This is a genomic window from Treponema primitia ZAS-1 (genome assembly GCF_000297095.1).
GTDB lineage: Bacteria > Spirochaetota > Spirochaetia > Treponematales > Breznakiellaceae > Termitinema > Termitinema primitia_A.
Genome location: NZ_AEEA01000018.1, coordinates 1 through 16,306, shown reverse-complemented (window position 1 = coordinate 16,306; position 16,306 = coordinate 1). Strand labels below are relative to the sequence as shown.

At 49.7% G+C, this 16,306-nt stretch carries 14 protein-coding genes; 1 reads left to right on the top strand and 13 read right to left on the bottom strand.

The annotated features are described in order from the left end of the window. Positions 1-4: 4 nt before the first annotated feature. Positions 5-532, top strand: a complete 528-nt coding sequence (locus TPRIMZ1_RS0101835) for a DsbA family protein (protein WP_332829106.1) — start codon at positions 5-7, stop codon at positions 530-532. A gap of 1 nt (position 533) precedes the next feature. On the opposite strand, the gene dhaK is transcribed toward TPRIMZ1_RS0101835, so the two are convergent. The 13 genes from dhaK to TPRIMZ1_RS0101770 all read right to left on the bottom strand — a co-directional run bounded on the left by dhaK (position 534) and on the right by TPRIMZ1_RS0101770 (position 15,940). Beyond that, complete coding sequence (dhaK, locus tag TPRIMZ1_RS19960) at positions 534-2,282, bottom strand: dihydroxyacetone kinase subunit DhaK (protein WP_010253861.1); 1,749 nt, start codon at positions 2,280-2,282, stop codon at positions 534-536. 13 nt (positions 2,283-2,295) lie between these two features. Next, positions 2,296-3,687: a sensor histidine kinase gene (locus TPRIMZ1_RS0101825; protein ID WP_010253857.1), complete on the bottom strand. Its 1,392-nt coding sequence runs from the start codon at positions 3,685-3,687 to the stop codon at positions 2,296-2,298. Continuing rightward, entirely contained in the window at positions 3,684-4,373 is a 690-nt protein-coding gene (locus TPRIMZ1_RS0101820; RefSeq protein WP_010253855.1) for a response regulator transcription factor, read from the bottom strand. The genes TPRIMZ1_RS0101825 and TPRIMZ1_RS0101820 overlap by 4 nt, the downstream gene beginning before the upstream one ends. Continuing rightward, complete coding sequence (locus TPRIMZ1_RS0101815; protein WP_010253854.1) at positions 4,370-4,570, bottom strand: heavy-metal-associated domain-containing protein; 201 nt, start codon at positions 4,568-4,570, stop codon at positions 4,370-4,372. The genes TPRIMZ1_RS0101820 and TPRIMZ1_RS0101815 overlap by 4 nt, the downstream gene beginning before the upstream one ends. A gap of 37 nt (positions 4,571-4,607) precedes the next feature. Continuing rightward, positions 4,608-7,085: a heavy metal translocating P-type ATPase gene (locus TPRIMZ1_RS0101810; protein ID WP_010253852.1), complete on the bottom strand. Its 2,478-nt coding sequence runs from the start codon at positions 7,083-7,085 to the stop codon at positions 4,608-4,610. A gap of 18 nt (positions 7,086-7,103) precedes the next feature. Next, positions 7,104-7,814, bottom strand: coding sequence for a hypothetical protein (locus tag TPRIMZ1_RS0101805; protein WP_026043454.1), 711 nt, complete (start codon positions 7,812-7,814; stop codon positions 7,104-7,106). A 26-nt stretch (positions 7,815-7,840) separates the two neighbouring features. Beyond that, positions 7,841-8,614 (bottom strand): hypothetical protein, encoded by a 774-nt coding sequence (locus TPRIMZ1_RS0101800; RefSeq protein ID WP_010253845.1) that lies wholly within the window; start codon positions 8,612-8,614, stop codon positions 7,841-7,843. Positions 8,615-8,729: 115 nt separating this feature from the next. Then, positions 8,730-9,938: an ROK family transcriptional regulator gene (locus TPRIMZ1_RS0101795; RefSeq protein ID WP_010253842.1), complete on the bottom strand. Its 1,209-nt coding sequence runs from the start codon at positions 9,936-9,938 to the stop codon at positions 8,730-8,732. A 16-nt stretch (positions 9,939-9,954) separates the two neighbouring features. Further along, positions 9,955-11,184 carry a hypothetical protein gene (locus TPRIMZ1_RS18255; RefSeq protein WP_010253840.1) on the bottom strand — a complete coding sequence of 410 codons (1,230 nt, stop codon included), beginning with the start codon at positions 11,182-11,184 and terminating at the stop codon, positions 9,955-9,957. Between the two features lie 35 nt (positions 11,185-11,219). Beyond that, entirely contained in the window at positions 11,220-12,314 is a 1,095-nt protein-coding gene (locus TPRIMZ1_RS0101785; RefSeq protein ID WP_010253837.1) for a uroporphyrinogen decarboxylase family protein, read from the bottom strand. Between the two features lie 24 nt (positions 12,315-12,338). Continuing rightward, positions 12,339-13,823: a sugar ABC transporter ATP-binding protein gene (locus tag TPRIMZ1_RS0101780; protein WP_010253834.1), complete on the bottom strand. Its 1,485-nt coding sequence runs from the start codon at positions 13,821-13,823 to the stop codon at positions 12,339-12,341. A 28-nt stretch (positions 13,824-13,851) separates the two neighbouring features. Then, positions 13,852-14,847 carry an ABC transporter permease gene (locus tag TPRIMZ1_RS0101775; protein ID WP_010253829.1) on the bottom strand — a complete coding sequence of 332 codons (996 nt, stop codon included), beginning with the start codon at positions 14,845-14,847 and terminating at the stop codon, positions 13,852-13,854. An 82-nt stretch (positions 14,848-14,929) separates the two neighbouring features. Then, positions 14,930-15,940, bottom strand: a complete 1,011-nt coding sequence (locus tag TPRIMZ1_RS0101770; RefSeq protein ID WP_010253825.1) for a sugar ABC transporter substrate-binding protein — start codon at positions 15,938-15,940, stop codon at positions 14,930-14,932. Positions 15,941-16,306: the final 366 nt, after the last annotated feature.

The window sequence follows — 16,306 nt, the reverse complement described above, 5'->3', positions numbered from 1 at the left end:
AGAAATAGCTAATGCTTATATTGGAGAGGAAACCATGGCAAAGATGCAAGTTTTTTATGATTACGAATGTCCCTACTGTAAAAAGGGGTATGAGTACCTGGTGAGTTATATCGGGGATTATCCTGAGCTTGAAATTGAATGGCGGCCTGTGGAATCCCATCCCCGGCCGGAGGACCATCCGCCCCACACGGACCTGAGCTGCCAAAGTTATTACATTGCAAAGGAACTAAACGCGGATATGCCGAAATTCCACGCCGCCATGTTTCAGGCGGTGGCTGTAGAACGGCGTAACGTGGAAAAGCCCGATGTACTGGTTGATATCGTCAAAGGCCTGGTGGACGGAGCGAAATTCAAGGCAATCCTGGAATCGGGGAAGTACGCCAAGCAGATAGACGAGAACAACGATCTGGCCTATGAAAAAAGCGGCGTCTGGTTTGTTCCCGCTTTTCGAATGAACGGGCACAAACTGGACGCCGCAGCGCAGGTTGGAGTTGCCAAAGAACAGGTAAAGGCCTTTCTGGAACAGGCTTAATTTACTGTACGCTTTTGGCGATTTCGGTAAAGATAAGCCCCAGGGCATAGGCGCCGGCATCGGGATATCCCAGACTTCGCTCGCCCGCATTTTCCGCCCGGCCCATGTGGGCTACTATATCCTTTGTCTTGTCGGCGCCGGAAACCGCGGCGGCGGCGGCCTGTTTAAACCCTTCAGGGAAGCTTGCTCCCCGTTTCGCGGATTCACTCCAGGAGTCCGCACAGGGAACCAGGGCATCCACCAAGGTCTTGTCGCCGACCACGGCGCCCCGCCCAAATGAACGTTTGCCGGTTTCCTGTACGCCATTAACCGCAGCCTGAAACAATTTCGCAAAACCCTGGATATCTACCGTAACTGCATCCGCTGCGGCCTTTGCGGCGTATTTAAAAGCAAAGCCCCAAATTGGACCGGAAGCGCCGCCGCAGTATTCCATAATTACCACCGCACAGGCATCCAGAAATTCTCCGATGGTCTTGGATTTTTTCAAAAGATCTTCCCACTCAACCTTTAAACGCCTGAAACCCTTGGCAATGCTCATTCCAAAATCACCATCCCCTCCATGGGCATCCATATCACAGAAAGGAACCTCATTTTCAATTATAACTTCACTCATCTTATCGATAAGATAGATTATATTTTGCAGGGTGATTACATTATTTTCAATAAGCGCATATTTACTATCGGTTTGCACTTTATACGATACGTTACCGGCTTCCAGTTCCGGAATAGCCCTTGTAAACCGCGGGGGCTCCGCAGGGCCCGATACGGTAAAAGCAGGCGCATCGCTTTTGGCATCTATCAATTTTTTCAATTCATCATCGAGCTTTAACAACGTAATTGATGATCCCGCCATATCAAGGCTGGTCATATAATTACCCGTAAACATACGATATGTTTTGATACCCGCAGTGTTCAGTTCAGCCAGGGCAGAATAGCCAAACAGGTACAGTTCCATAAGGGGAGTTGCGCCAAAGCCGTTCACCAGTAGAACCACCTCACCATCCTTGCCCAGCTTGAGATCCTTTATAATCGCCGGAATCATCCGCTTTGCCAGGTCCTCCGCTTTGGCAATTTTTTCCCGGTGTATACCCGGTTCGCCGTGGATACCGATACCGTATTCCATTTCATCTTCCACCAAAGAGAAGGTGGGGGTCCCCTTGGCGGGAACCGTACAGGATGTAAAGGCAAAACCTAAGCTGCGTACATTGTCCGCAGCTTTCTGGGCAAGGCGCTTTACTTCCTCCAGGCTGCCACCGGCCTCGGCGGCGGCGCCCGCAATCTTATGCACTAACACGGTGCCGGCCACACCACGCCGTCCAACGGTATAAAGACTGTCCTCAACAGCTATATCATCGTTTACTTTTATATAATCTACTTTTAATCCGTCCAATCCGGCAAGAAAGGCGGCATTTTGAAAATTCATTATATCACCGCTGTAATTTTTTATGATAAGCAATGTACCTTTAGTTCCCGCAGAATCTTTAATGGCCTGATATACCTGCACCTGAGACGGAGATGCAAATACATCACCGCAAACCGCCGCATCCAGCATTCCCCTTCCTATATATCCGGCATGGGCAGGTTCATGACCGCTGCCGCCGCCGCTTACAAGGCTGACCTTGTCCTTATTTATTGTTTTTTTTCGCAGAAACTTGTACCGGTTATTAAAAACAAGATCCGTATGGGTAAGGGCAATTCCGGCGCCCATCTCATAAACGGCGTTTTCCACGGAATTCAAGAGTTTCTTCATTATAAAACCTCCATTACAAAACTTCCCTGGGCAGGTGTACCATAAATACGCTCCCCTTTCCAGTCTCACTTTCCGCTTGTATCTGCCCCCCGTGGGCGTTTACTATGGTCTGAACAATGGAGAGCCCTATCCCAGCCCCGCCGGTATTCCGGCTCCGGGACTTATCGGACCGGTAGAACCGTTCGAATATATGGGGCAGCTCATCCGCTGCCATACCTATCCCGGTATCCGCCACGCTTAGTTCACAGTATTGCTGCGTTTGAGATAAAGTAACAGTAATACTACCTTGGTCAGTGTATTTAATGGAATTTGAAATAAGATTGGTAAACACCTGGGTCAGCCGGTCATAATCTCCGTTAACCGTTATTACCGTGGGGCTAAGAAGCTTAATCTCAATGCCCTTCTCCAGTGCTGCCGGACGGAACCGTTCCACAGCGGCGCCGGCAAGTTTTGTCAAATCACATTCAGTTTTATGCAGGATGAGATTTTTCTGCTCCAGGATCGAAAGGCGGTTCAGATCCTCCACCAGCTTGTTAAGCCGGGAAATTTCTTCGTAAGCGCTGGAAAGCCGCTCCGTTGTGGGTTCCCATACGCCGTCGATCATGGCCTCCATGTTTCCCTGCAGACAGGTTAGGGGGGTACGCAGTTCATGGGCAATATCCGCTGTCAACTGTTTCTGCCAGCGTTCACCGTTCTCCAGAGCCGCTGCAAGATCATTCACCGACCGGGAAAGTTCGCGAAGTTCCCGGGTGCCGTAACGATCGGTAACCCGCGCCGAAAGCTCCCCGCCGGCGATCCGCCGGGCTGCCTCAGAAGCCCTGAGGACGGGCCTGGAAATCTCCGCAGCCAGAAAGACGGAAAGGAGAATACTCAGGACGATAAAGATACAACCGGACACCAACAGAAAGTTATTAAGACCCAATAGGAATGCAGACTCAGTTTTACTATAAAAAAAAGGACCGTAGGTTTCGATATTAAGATAACCAATGGGTATATCCTGATAGGACAGAAGAAACTCGTTCGTCTGGAATGATCCTCCCACTCCGAATTCGTTTTCCATCCGGTCGATAATTTCGTTAATCACCATGGCGCACTGCTGCATGTCGCAAGCCCGGGCGTCCCAGACTATTTCACCCTTAATGTCTACCACTGATACGATATAGCCCTGGTGAACAAAGTACATGCCCATGGCTTCTACGCTGACCACATCAAAACTACCGGCGTTGGGATCCCACTGTTCAGCAATGGTATCGGCAATTTCCCTGCTTTCGGTGTTGATATTCTCCGTGACAAAGGCGGAAAATAATTTCTCCGCAAACCGGTTGATGATAATACCCATAACAAGAACGGAGACGCAGATAAACAAGGCGTAGCTCAGGGCCAGGCGGTTCCTCAGACTGATCAAGGAGACGCCTCCCCTCCGAACCGATATCCCATGCCGTAAACGGTGAGGATATACCGGGGGTTCCGGGCGTCATCCTCTATTTTTTGCCGCAGGTTTTTTATATGGGAATCGATGGTACGGTCGAAGCCATCGTACTCCTCGTTTTTGATATTATCGATAATCTCATCCCGGGTAAAAATTTTATGGGGCCTGGACATAAGCAGCGTTAGTATTTTGTACTCGTTCGGGGTCAGGGTTAGGGCAGCTCCGTTCTTGCTCACCCGGCGGTTCTCCGTATCCGCCGACAGGACATCGCAGGTCAGGACCCGCCCTTCCACAGGCCCGCCGCCGGATCGGCGCAGTGCTGCTGCAACCCGGGCCATGAGCTGCCGGGGGCTGAAGGGCTTGGTCACATAATCATCGGCGCCGATACGGAGCCCGTTGATGATGCTCTCCTCATCAACCTTGGCGGTCATCATGATGATGGGCATATCCGATTCGGAGCGTACCCTGCGGCATAGTTCCTCGCCGGAAAGATCCGGCAGCATCAGGTCCAGGAGCATGAGATCCACGGTATTACGCTGCAGCGCCGCTAGGGCTTCCTTCCCGTTTTTTGCAGTCAGCGCCCGGTACCCGCTTTTTTCCAAATAGGACTTTACAATGTCGAGGATCTTCGGTTCGTCGTCTACAACCAGGACGGCGTTCACACTACCTCATAGCCCGCTTCTACAACCGCAGCCTTTAGGGCATCCAGGGTTACCGCATCCCCGTGATCCACCACGGCGGAATTCTCCTTAAGGCTCACCGCTGCGGAGCTGACCCCCGCCACTTCTTCCAATGCGTCCTTAACGTGTTTTACACAGTGTTCACAGGACATCCCGTCAATTTTTAAGTTCGTTTTCATGATCGCTCCTATCTTCGAATATGCTGCTAATAATATCCTATAACTTTGAGGGCTTAAAGCCCCGCAAACGCAGGGCGTTACTCAGCACCGAGACCGAGGAAAAGCTCATGGCTAAGGCGGCGATCACCGGATTGAGCAGGGGCCCGCCGAACAGGTAGAGGACGCCCATGGCGATGGGTATCCCCAGGGTATTGTATGCAAAGGCCCAGAAAAGATTCTGCTTGATGTTCACAATGGTCTTGCGGGAAAGCTCAATGGCGGTGGCAACATCCCGCAGGTCGCTCTTCATGAGAACTATGTCTGCGGATTCCATGGCAACATCGGTACCGGAACCTATGGCCATGCCCACGTCGGCCTGAGCCAGGGCTGGGGCGTCGTTGATACCATCCCCGACCATGGCGGTTTTCTTACCGCTCGCCTGCAGCTTCTTTACCTCCGCCGCCTTATCCTCCGGCAATACCTCCGCCAGAACCGTGTCGATGCCCACCTGTTTGGCGATAGCCGCAGCGGTACGTTTGTTGTCCCCGGTGATCATCGCCACCTGGACACCAAGCCGGTGGAGCCGTTCCACCGCCTCGGCGCTCGTTGCCTTAACCGTATCCGCCACAGCGATGATGCCGCCCAGAGCGCCGTCCACCGCAACGAACATGGGGGTCTTGCCATCCCCGGCAAGGCGCTCCGCATTGGCCGCGGCGTCTCCTAGGGGGATGTTTTTTTCAGCCATCAGCTTCTCATTTCCCAGAAGTACCGTCTTACCTTGAATTACGGTCTGGATACCACGACCGGGTATGGCCTGGAACTGTTCCGCCGGGAAAAGCTCTAAGCCCTTTCCCTCCGCCGCCCGGACGATGGCTTCACCCAGGGGATGCTCGCTGCCCTTCTCGCCGGAGGCCGCTAACTGCAGCAGGGACTTGTCACCAGACGCTGTATCCGCACCGCCTTGCTCATTGCCTGTCAAGATGATGTCGGTAACCGTTGGCTTTCCCTCAGTAATAGTGCCAGTTTTGTCCAGCACCACCACGCCGATCTTGTGAGCCGTTTCCAGGGCCACTCCACTCTTAATCAACACCCCATACTGGGCGCCCTTGCCGGTTCCCACCATGATGGCAGTAGGGGTAGCCAGACCCAGCGCACAGGGGCAGGCGATAACCAGTACCGATATGAGGATGGTGATGGAAAAGGCGACGGTCTCCCCGGAGAAAAACCAGGCCCCGGCGCCTATGAGGGCCAGCACTATTACTACGGGCACAAAGTAGCCGGATATGATGTCCGCAAGCCGGGCGATGGGAGCCTTGGAACCCTGGGCATTTTCCACCAGCTTGATAATCTGCGCCAGGGCGGTGTCCTTCCCCACCCGGGTTGCCCGGTATTTGACCGAACCGTTCTTGTTGATGCTCGCCCCAATTACCGTATCCCCGATATTTTTCTCCACAGGGATACTTTCCCCGGTGAGCATGGATTCGTCCACCGCGGTGAGCCCCTCGGTAACAACACCGTCCACGGGAAACTTCTCCCCGGGGCGTACCACCACGATGTCCCCCACTTCCACTTCGTCAATGGGAACCAGGATTTCCACTCCGTCCCGTATCACCGCAGCCTGTTTCGGCGCAAGGCCGATAAGTTTCTTGATGGCCTCCGAAGTCTTGCCCTTGGAAACCGCTTCCATATATTTACCTAAGGTGATAAGCGCCAGGATTACTGCGGCCCCCTCAAAGTAAAGTTCGTAGTCCACATTGCCATTGAAGAAAATCTGGTACACTCCGTAGAAACTATAAAGATACGCCGCGGAGGTACCGATGGCAATGAGGGAATCCATGTTGGGACTGAACTTTACCAGGTTGCGGAAACCCACGGTATAGTAACGCCGCCCGATTATCATCACCGGAGTACACATCAGGAATTGTATCAGGGCAAATTGTTTTGGATAGCGCATGGTATTGAGAAAACCCGGCAGGTTGACCCCCAGGGCTTCCAGAATCATGGGGACCATGGCGATGAGCAGTAAGGGGAAAGCAAAAATCGCCGAAAAGATAAACCGGTTCCGCAGGGCATTAATTTCACCCCGCTTCTTCCCCGCAAGATCCGTCTCGTCGGCCTCCTCAATGGCCTTGTACCCCGCCTTGGTAACCGCAGCTTTGATAATGGCCGTGGTCAGGAGATCCGGATCGAAGGTAATGTTCAGTTTTTCTGTGGCCAGATTTACGCTGGCTTCATCTACCCCGGAAAGTTTTTTTGTTACCCGCTCCACGGTCCGGGCGCAGACGGCGCAGGTCATCCCCTGGATATTGAAGGCCTTACTTACCGACTGGGTCAAAGCCTTGTACCCGGCCTTTTCTACCGCCTCCTGGATGGTCTTTATGGTAAGCTCCCCATCATTAAAACTTATGCTGAGCTTTTCCGTGGCCAGGTTCACATTGGCCTCCGCAACCCCGGGCAGTTTCTTGGTTACCCGTTCCACCGTCTTGGCGCATGCCGCGCAGGTCATCCCTTCTATTACTAAAACTTTACTGGTCATAGTTTCTCCCTTTTTATTTTAATTTACCAGGGTATATATTTCCACCAACTGGTTGGGATTCGCTCCCATACCCATGCTATTGTCATTCGACGCCGGCTGAAAAACCCAACCGTCCAGCCGGGTTATATCCAACCCCGCCGCAGTCAGGGGGTCCGCGGGAATTACAAAGGTGATATCCGCATCGCTTAAACCCAGTTCTTCCGTCCACTGCACCTCGAAGGGCGTATCCCCCTCATCGTAGAGGAAGAGCCGGTAGTGCTGAAGTTCCCCGTGATATTTTACCATATTGTTCTTCTGCTTGAGGATACGCCGGAGGGCATCCTCGGAACCCTGGGCGTTTTGCTTTTTATCACTAACGTTGTACGGATGCAGCAGCAAATCCGGCAGACTTTCCCCGCCCTCAACCTTAGCTGCCTGGAACACATAACCGGTCCCATCCAGGCGGTTCACATCCAACCCCGCCTGGATAAAGGGCTCCGCGGGGATCACCATGGCAAAATCGATATTATTCGCCCCAGTGTCCTTGGTCCACTCGAACTTAGCGCCCTCGGGAAGGGCAAGCCCCCAATGCTTCAGGGCATCATGATAGCCCTTTCGATCCGGGTTCGCCTTAACAATGGCGTTAAAGGCCGTCAAAGCCTCGTCGGACTCCCGGCCGCCGGTCTGTACCCGGTTACAGCCTACCAAAACCAGCAAGGTCCCTACAATTAATAATACGTATTTTTTCATCCTTTTATCCTTATCAATATATTTTTTCACAATCGTTTTGAACCACCGCTGCAACAACCGCCGCGGCCGAATCCGTTTTGGGCTAAAGCATCCCCCTGATCATCAAAATCCTCCGGCGTCAAGGCGTAACCATCCTCCTGATCCAGGTAGGGATCATCCCCTTCCAGGTCTTCAAACCCACTGACGCCGCAGCAGCCCCCGGGCCCGCCGAAGCCGGAAAAATCATCCGCATCCTCTTCAAGGGCCGCAGTCCGCAGCATCGCCTGCCCGGGCTGGTACAGGGCCGGCCGGAACGAGCCTGAGCTTTCGGCGGACAAACTCTCCACCACGGTGATGGTGCTCCGGATCATCCCCATCCAGCAGGAGTAGGCTATGTTCCCGGTTTCTGTGGGGGTAAATTCGACCACCGTACTCCCAACCTTCAAGCGCTGGCGGATATTGAACTTTTGGATTATCATGGCCCCATTACAGCCGTTCAGGCTGCCCTGTTCCATCGAAATAGTCCACTTTACGGGAATCCCAACCTGCACGGTGATGGGCACATAGCGGCGGGAACTGAAGGTGGTAGCGATAATCTGTTCACCGCCCTGTACCACAGCCGGGTTCCGGTACGGGCCGGATCCAACCGCTGCGGGAATCCTGGCAACAGCGGCGCCGCTGCCATCAGCTCTAGGGGAACCGCTAACTGCTTCAAACCTGTCCGTTTCTTGTCCCGAAAGACCCCGGGCTTTCACCCTGCACCCCGGAAGAGCACAAACCAGCGCTATGAGGAGTCCAGCCGTAATAATGGCTTTTTTCATCCAATACCTGCCTTTTTGTTTACAGGTTTAGTATATGACAAAAATTTGTAGATATTATGGAGAAGAGGGACATATTTCTGATAATTTGCGAACAAAAAAGGATTTCAGGCAGTAATTAACATTTGCAATATTCGTTAAAACAATTCTCCATAGCATATGCTATTGTCCCCATTATAAGTATCGGGTTATCCCGGGAAGAGATGAGAAAATTTACATCCCTGCTGGCATTCCTGAATATATGCCTTTTTGCCTCTTCAAATGCCGCTTCGATGCATAGTGGAACTTCGCACAATTCACCGCCAACGATGACCGCGTCGGGATTGTATAGATTAATGGCGTTTGCTATACCTATTCCCAGCAGCATTCCTATCCGTTTGGCAACAGTAACCGCATAGCTTTCACCGCGTCTGACAGCCTCCGCTACTTCTGAGACTGAATAGTCAGAGGCAGCATCAAATCCGTTGTTTATTCTTTCCCGTTTATATTCCCTGCAGATGGCAATGGTCGAACAATAACTTTCAATGCAGCCCCTGTTTCCGCAATAACACTCCGGTCCGTTATAATCAATGATTGTATGCCCGAATTCGCCTGCGGTACCGCTAACGCCTAACTCAAAGCTTCCGTTCCTTACAACCCCCATCCCCACACCGGTACCTGCAAATATAAACAAATAATCGCTATAGTACTTCCCTTTACCGTACCTAAGCTCTCCCAGGGCTCCCATTTTGGCTATATTTTCAATGGCGGTTGGATATTCAAACTGCCCCTGTTTCTTAAAGAAATTGATGCTTAGTTTTGACCAATAACCAAACACATGGCTGGTCTTTCCGGCCGTATAATATTTGAATCCCATGCCCGGAGTTCCGATGCTGGAATACGCAATATCGTTTGCGGTCAATCCGCACCCTTCAATTGCCCGCTGCATACAATTTTTTAACTGAGTCAGGATATGATCCTCCTGGCCCGAAAAATCAATTTCCGATTCATAATCGCTGAGTATCTTTCCCTGCATATTTGCCACCACACTTCTTACACTGCCGGAAATTAATGTAGCAAGAAAATATCGGGCATCGGCGTTGACGCTTAACAGATTTGGTTTGCGCCCGCCGTTTGAACTCCCCTTTCCAATTTCGATAACCAGCCCGTCATTGACAAATTCATCGACAATCCGCATGACCGTCGGCATGGCTAATTTTACACGTTTTGATATGTCAATCCTGGAGATCTGTTCTTCCCGAAGGATGGTATCCAAAACATTCTTTTTATTAATATATTTAATTAACCCATGATTCCCAACAAGAATTTCCTGTTTATGTTTTGGCATAATACCCCTGTCATACTTAAATGTCCTGAACAATCCGCATTACAATTTGCTCCCAACGGTCAAGATTGTCAAGATGATATTCAAGGGTACTCACGTCCTTTTGAATAATCTCGATTGGCGTGTTGTTGGCCTTGGCGACCGCTATTGCGTCACGGACAAGTTTTACAATCTTATCCTCGGCAAAACCCGCCACAAAAAACGCCGGGTTGGGCTTTAAGGACAACACAAAGTCTCCATGCATGTTCTCCGCACTTTTTGCCACATTTGCCCATGGGCTTACGGATATCTTGCGCACATTTTTGAGCTTTCGGATTATGCCGATTTTATTTTCCAGGGGCTCGCAGCAGCCGTAGTAGAGCAGGCCGAACCGTTCATACAGGGGACGCACAATATCGATCTCAAATTCCTCGTGCATGGCAGGGGACATGGTTGTAAAAAGCTGCGCCATCCCAAAGGCCCATATATTTTTTGCTGCAGGATGATCCTGACCTTCCTTCACCGGCGGAAGGTCATTGGTATAGGCCCCCGTGCAGTGAACATACTGCATTTCCGGATCAAGGAGACCAAGCGCCTCGCATTGCTCAACCGTTGACATGGTTAGGGACACAAATTTTTCAACAATCTTCTGCATAAATTCGGGCCGGTCAATCATATCTTCTAAAATAACCTGGGCCGGCCGCATCTGGGCGATCCGATCCCAAACGCCGGCATGTATATCAACACCGGAAAAACGCACAGGAATAATGCTGTCAAAAATTTCCTGGCATTGTTCCATATGCAATCGGTCCAAATCCCGGTCTACCCGGATCTCATCATTCTGCAGCGCATTAAGATCTTCCTCCGTGGCTATCTGATCTTTATACTTATGGGAAACTACGTCATTGCCCGCATCGGTCTGCCTGGTCTCTTCTACAATATGGATGCCGTAATTGACGTTATGAACGGCGTGGGGAATATCAATCCGGTTCTCCACAACCATATCGCAGGGAAAGTGCTTCCACCGGTAAAGCAGCTGCCGGATACTGTATTCCACCGAGCGGAGAAATTCATTTTCGCACAGGAGCTTCATTTCATCGCTGGTGTTGATCTCATGCCAGGGAAGCTGATCCATGTATACCATGGGCCGTATTGGTTTAAGATCGTTATTGGCAATCCAAAGTTTTTTCTTTTCCTCCTGAACCGGCAAATTTGTAATTTCTGATAATTTTTTTCCTAATTCCTTTAAATGAGCATATTCTCTGTTCATGCGTTACTCCTTAGATATTTTATTTGCTGATATAATTATTCTTTTGCAGCCTTGCTCATGGCCATGGCGTTTTCAAATGGAACATCGGGGAGCAGGGCCTCATGGCTGGGAGAAACAATAAAATGTCCCTTAAAAATGTCCCGTAACCTGAGCACTTCTTCCCGAACCTGTTCTTTTTTTCCAAAAGGAAGGAGCTGCTGGGTATCAACTCCGCCCATAAAGATAAGATCCTTTCCATATTGGGTTTCAAGGTTTTTTGCGTCCATATTCTTAGCACGGGCCTGAAGCGGATGCAGCACATCAATTCCCGCATCAATGAGCCGGGGTATAACCCGGTTAATGGAGCCGCAGGAATGGAAGGCAGTTTTTAACCCGGCCTTTTTAATGGTACCGATAATACGGTTTATGGAGGGAAGAAGGAACTCGTCAAAATCATTAAAGCCAATCATCAGATCAAGCTGGGTTCCAAAATCATTACCGAAAAAACCTGCGGTAAGATATTCTTTTGCTAAATTGAAGAAGCGGGTATTGGTTTCCACATAGAAATCAACCACATGGGAAGTAACCGCATGGACCACTTCTTTGTCTGTGTGCATCTTTACAAAATAGTTCTCCATGCCAAAAAAATCGCTCAGGGTATGAAAAAAAGGGCACCACATACCGCCAAAAACGGCAAGCCCTTGATCGTAGGCGTATTTGACCCGCTTAAGGGTTGAGGAAAAATCAAGGTAATCCGGATTAGGCCAATCAAAGGCTTCAACTTCCTGCACATCCTCGCATTCCGCAAAAATTCCGGCGCTGCCAAGGCTTGCCCTGCCTTTTTCAAAACAATCCCACATGGGTTTTCCTTCGGGATGTTTCCAGCAGCTTAAATCCAGTTCCGGGGATATCCAGGTCATATCGCTGCCGGTTTTGAGGCTGAATTCAACTTCTTTTTCATCGGCGTCTGAAGATTTTAATACCGAGGCTTCACGGTTATGTTTTTCTAATTCCGAAAGTTCCGCCTCTTTAATACCTAATTCTTTATAATATAACTTTTTTGTTTCATCAGCGGGATGCCCAATCCAGAATGCGTTGGTGGGGATTGGTTTTCTTTCCAGGGTATTTTCAATAAGTTCTCTGTGCTGCATAAATATTTTCTCCTCCTTTTTGTCTCAGCTGATCGCCTTTGCAAGCAAAGCGGTTTCAGTTGCATCTTCCCGGTTAAATTCGCCGGTGATTTTTCCATTCTTCATGACATAAATGCGGTCGCACATCCCTAAAATTTCTGGCAGTTCGCTGGATACCATCAAAATGGCCAAACCCTGTTTTGCAAGCATATCCATGAGGTTATAAATCTCCGACTTGGCGCCCACATCAATACCCCGGGTAGGCTCATCAATAATGAGGAGCTTGAGATTTTCCTTCATGAGCCACCGGGAAAGCAAAACCTTCTGTTGATTGCCTCCGGAAAGTTTTGTTATAAGCTGATCAACAGAAGGAGTTTTAATACGCAATTTATCGACCAGGGTGTTGCTTTCGGAAGCTTCCTTGCGGGGAAATATATGGAAGAGCTTTGAAAACTGGCCCAGGGAGGCAATGGTTATATTCTTTTTGACTGAAAGGTTCGGCAACAATCCTTCTGTTTTGCGGTTCTCGGTTACCAGTCCCATGCCTGCGGCATGGGCCGCTCCGGTGGAATCTTTTTCCACTTCCTTGCCGTTGATAAATACTTTTCCTGCGCTTCTTTTATCCGCCCCAAAAAGGCCGCGGGTCATTTCGGATCGTCCTGCGCCCATGAGGCCCGAAAAGCCGACTATTTCGCCCTTGCGGACATGGAAATTTAAATCCGTAACCTTATCGGTAGTGAGGCCCTTAACCTCAAGCACCGTTTCACCGGATACGCGGGTATGCTCAGGGAACATATCGCTGAGTTTTCTGCCCACCATCATTTCGATTAGCCGCTGCTGATCCGTTTCACTGGCAAGCATGGCGCCCACCCTGGCGCCGTCGCGGAAAACAGAAATACGGTCTGCCAATTCAAATATCTCTTCAAGCTTATGGGAAACGTACATAATACAGACACCCTTTTCCCTGAGCGTCACAATTACTTCAAAAAGACTTTTGATTTCCTTTGGGCTTAAGGCAGAGGTAGGTTCGTCCATGATAATTACTTTACTATCAAGGGCAAGTGATTTTGCAATTTCCACGAGTTGCTGCTGAGCGACGCTCAGGTATTGTACCTTCATGGTGGGCTTTACCGAAAGACCGACCATTTCAAGGTATTTTTGGGCGTTGGCGTATAGCTCGCTCCAAAGCACCCGGCCCAGTTTTGAAGGGAGCCTTCCAAAAAAGATATTCTCCGCAATCGAGAGACTGGGCACCAGATTCAATTCCTGATAAATAACACTTATCCCTTTTTTAATGGCGTCAATGGTGTTTTTAATACCCGCATCCTGACCGTTAATCAGATACGTGCCCTCGGTAAAGGTATATGCTCCGGAGATTATTTTTATCAGTGTGGATTTACCGGCGCCGTTTTCTCCCACCAGCGCATGAACTTCACCTGCGTAAAGATCAAGATCCACTCCCTTGAGGGCATGAACTCCGGGAAAAGTTTTGTGCATATTCCTGATCTGTATTACCGGTTGTCCAGCCATAGAATGATCCTCCTCTATTATTGCAACACTACTGCTGCAACATCTTCTGTTCTTTGACAAGACGCTTTGCAATACTGTCCTTTCTGACGGTATCAACAAACACGGCCAATATAATAACCAGACCCCTGGTGATATCCTGCCAGAAGGAAGAAACATCCAGAAGGGTAAGGCCGTTCTGCAGCACCCCCAATATGATCATCCCGATAAGGGCGCCCGCTATGGTTCCTATGCCGCCGTTAAGGGAGACGCCTCCCAGAATGACCGAAGCAATGACCACCATTTCAAAACCCGTGCCCGCTGTGGGCTGAGCCGATGCCATGCGGGAGGCGAGCAGCACCCCTGACAGCATGGTGAGCACTCCGCTGAATATATACACCAAAAGCTTTATGCGATCCACCGAAAGACCCGCAAGCCGGGAAGCTTCTTTATTGCCCCCTATGGCATAGATTTTTCGGCCGAAAGTCGTATGATTCAAAACATAATAGATGATAAGGTACAGTAAGGCCGCAATAATAACCGCATTGGGAATAAATCCGACAAAACCTGTAGCAAGGCCTTGAAAGGCTTCAACCCCCGATTGTATGGATACTGCGCCGGTTATGACCATGGCCAGACCCCGCCAAATTGCCATGGTTCCCAGGGTGGCTATGAGTGAATTAAGTTTTGCCTTGGTAACCAGGATACCGTTAACCGCCCCGACAATAACGCCGCAGACAAGGGCGGCAAGGATGGCAAGGGGAATACTGTGGGTGGCGTTCAATATGTAAATTGAACTGATGCCGGCTATTGCCTGCTGGGAACCCACGGAAAGATCAATCTCTCCAACCAGAATAACCATGGTAAGGCCGAACCCGCAAATGGCGGTCAAAGAAACCTGACGCAGGGTATTCATGATGTTCCGCTGTGAAAGAAATACGGGCGTTAAAAACGAAACAACTATACACAATACCGCCAAGACGGCCAGTAATACCAATAGATCCGACTGTTTAATACTGTTCAGCAGTTTCGAGCTGTTTTTCGACATGAATGCTAACCCCCGGCTAATAAAATAAATTGACAGGGATGCTTTCACTGCCCTGTCAATTGTGATGTAAAACGAAGAGCCGCTATTTCAAAGAACGAATAGCTTCAAAATTGGTTTCGTAATCATTCCCCTTCTTCGTATAGAATTGGGGGAAGTTTTGCTGGGTAACAACCACGGTGCCCGATTCATAATTGGCAGGCAGGGTTTCTTTGTTATAGGCCTTGTATGCGGCGTCAACTACGGAAACGCCCACGTAATCGGGGAACATGGCAACTGCTGACTTGTAGGGGCCGCCGCTCAACAGGGCTTCCCGTCCAACCACGCCTTCAAAACCAAAACCGATGGCGGTGAGTTTGCTTTCGTCAAGACCGGCTTCTTTATAAGCGGCCATACCGCCAGTGGTGGAATTGTCATTAATACCGAAGATCACGTTTACATCAGGATGAGCAGTAACGGCGTCCTGGGCTACCTTGAGGGAGGTTTCCTTAGCGCCCTGTCCGTCAACTTCCTGAAGGATGGTGTACTTAAGCCCGCCTTGATCCATACCGGCTTTAAAACCTTCGACCCGTTGGCGGCAGTCTTCAAAAGCAGGGAGACCAACGATAATGATCTTGGGATCAATTTTATTGGCCTTTGCGTATTCTGCAAACCAGAGCCCGGCTTTTTTGCCCCCCGATACGTTATCAATACCCACATAGGTTTTGGCTCCGGGAACCACATTGGACTCGGTAATAACCGGAATGCCCGCCTTAGTTGCTTCGGCTATTATGTTAGGCAATGACTTTACATCAACAGGGGTGACAATAAGAACATCCACACCCTGGGTGATCATGTTTTCAAGCTGGCTCACCTGTTTTGCGGCATCCATGGCCGCATCGGCGATGGTGATCTCTATGCCCAGTTCTTCTGCCCGAGCCCGTGCGCCTTTGGCAATATTCTGATACCACTCATGACTCATGTCGTTCAGGACATAACCGAATTTAATCTTTTTTGCCGCTCCTCCCTGTCCACCTGAACTTTGCCCCCCGGCAAAACTCATGGTTAAAGAAACCATTACGAACAAACTTGCAAAAATCCATGTCTTTTTACTCATCTTCTCTCCTCCAATCCCTAAAATATAGTATTACAGCGACGCCGTAACTTACAGTATATTAGTAAATATTATTTACTAATGGCAAAATAGACCAAAAAGCCCTAAAATATCCGCTATATTCTTTGTTGTAATGCCTTAAACGAAGAACTTACTAACAATTAATAACTATAGTACACGAAGAATTTAGATCTGTCAAATTTTTTTTCATTTATCTGAAAAAATAAAATGTATGATTTTTCTAATATCAGGTGTTTCTTATTACTACAATTCTAAACACGGGGGTGTTCGCGACACGCGGGACTCGCCTTCCAGGGTTCGGCGTCCTGCCTCACCCTTCCAGGCCGGGGTGTTCGCTTCCGGCGACAT

Bases quoted from the DNA above. Each gene is read 5' to 3' on its own strand.
- TPRIMZ1_RS0101795 (WP_010253842.1), bottom strand. From the start codon at position 9,938: ATGCCAAAACATAAACAGGAAATTCTTGTTGGGAATCATGGGTTAATT.
- TPRIMZ1_RS0101810 (WP_010253852.1), bottom strand. From the start codon at position 7,085: ATGACCAGTAAAGTTTTAGTAATAGAAGGGATGACCTGCGCGGCATGC.
- TPRIMZ1_RS0101805 (WP_026043454.1), bottom strand. From the start codon at position 7,814: ATGAAAAAATACGTATTATTAATTGTAGGGACCTTGCTGGTTTTGGTA.
- TPRIMZ1_RS0101785 (WP_010253837.1), bottom strand. From the start codon at position 12,314: ATGCAGCACAGAGAACTTATTGAAAATACCCTGGAAAGAAAACCAATC.
- dhaK (WP_010253861.1), bottom strand. From the start codon at position 2,282: ATGAAGAAACTCTTGAATTCCGTGGAAAACGCCGTTTATGAGATGGGC.
- TPRIMZ1_RS18255 (WP_010253840.1), bottom strand. From the start codon at position 11,184: ATGAACAGAGAATATGCTCATTTAAAGGAATTAGGAAAAAAATTATCA.
- TPRIMZ1_RS0101775 (WP_010253829.1), bottom strand. From the start codon at position 14,847: ATGTCGAAAAACAGCTCGAAACTGCTGAACAGTATTAAACAGTCGGAT.
- TPRIMZ1_RS0101815 (WP_010253854.1), bottom strand. From the start codon at position 4,570: ATGAAAACGAACTTAAAAATTGACGGGATGTCCTGTGAACACTGTGTA.
- TPRIMZ1_RS0101800 (WP_010253845.1), bottom strand. From the start codon at position 8,614: ATGAAAAAAGCCATTATTACGGCTGGACTCCTCATAGCGCTGGTTTGT.
- TPRIMZ1_RS0101780 (WP_010253834.1), bottom strand. From the start codon at position 13,823: ATGGCTGGACAACCGGTAATACAGATCAGGAATATGCACAAAACTTTT.
- TPRIMZ1_RS0101770 (WP_010253825.1), bottom strand. From the start codon at position 15,940: ATGAGTAAAAAGACATGGATTTTTGCAAGTTTGTTCGTAATGGTTTCT.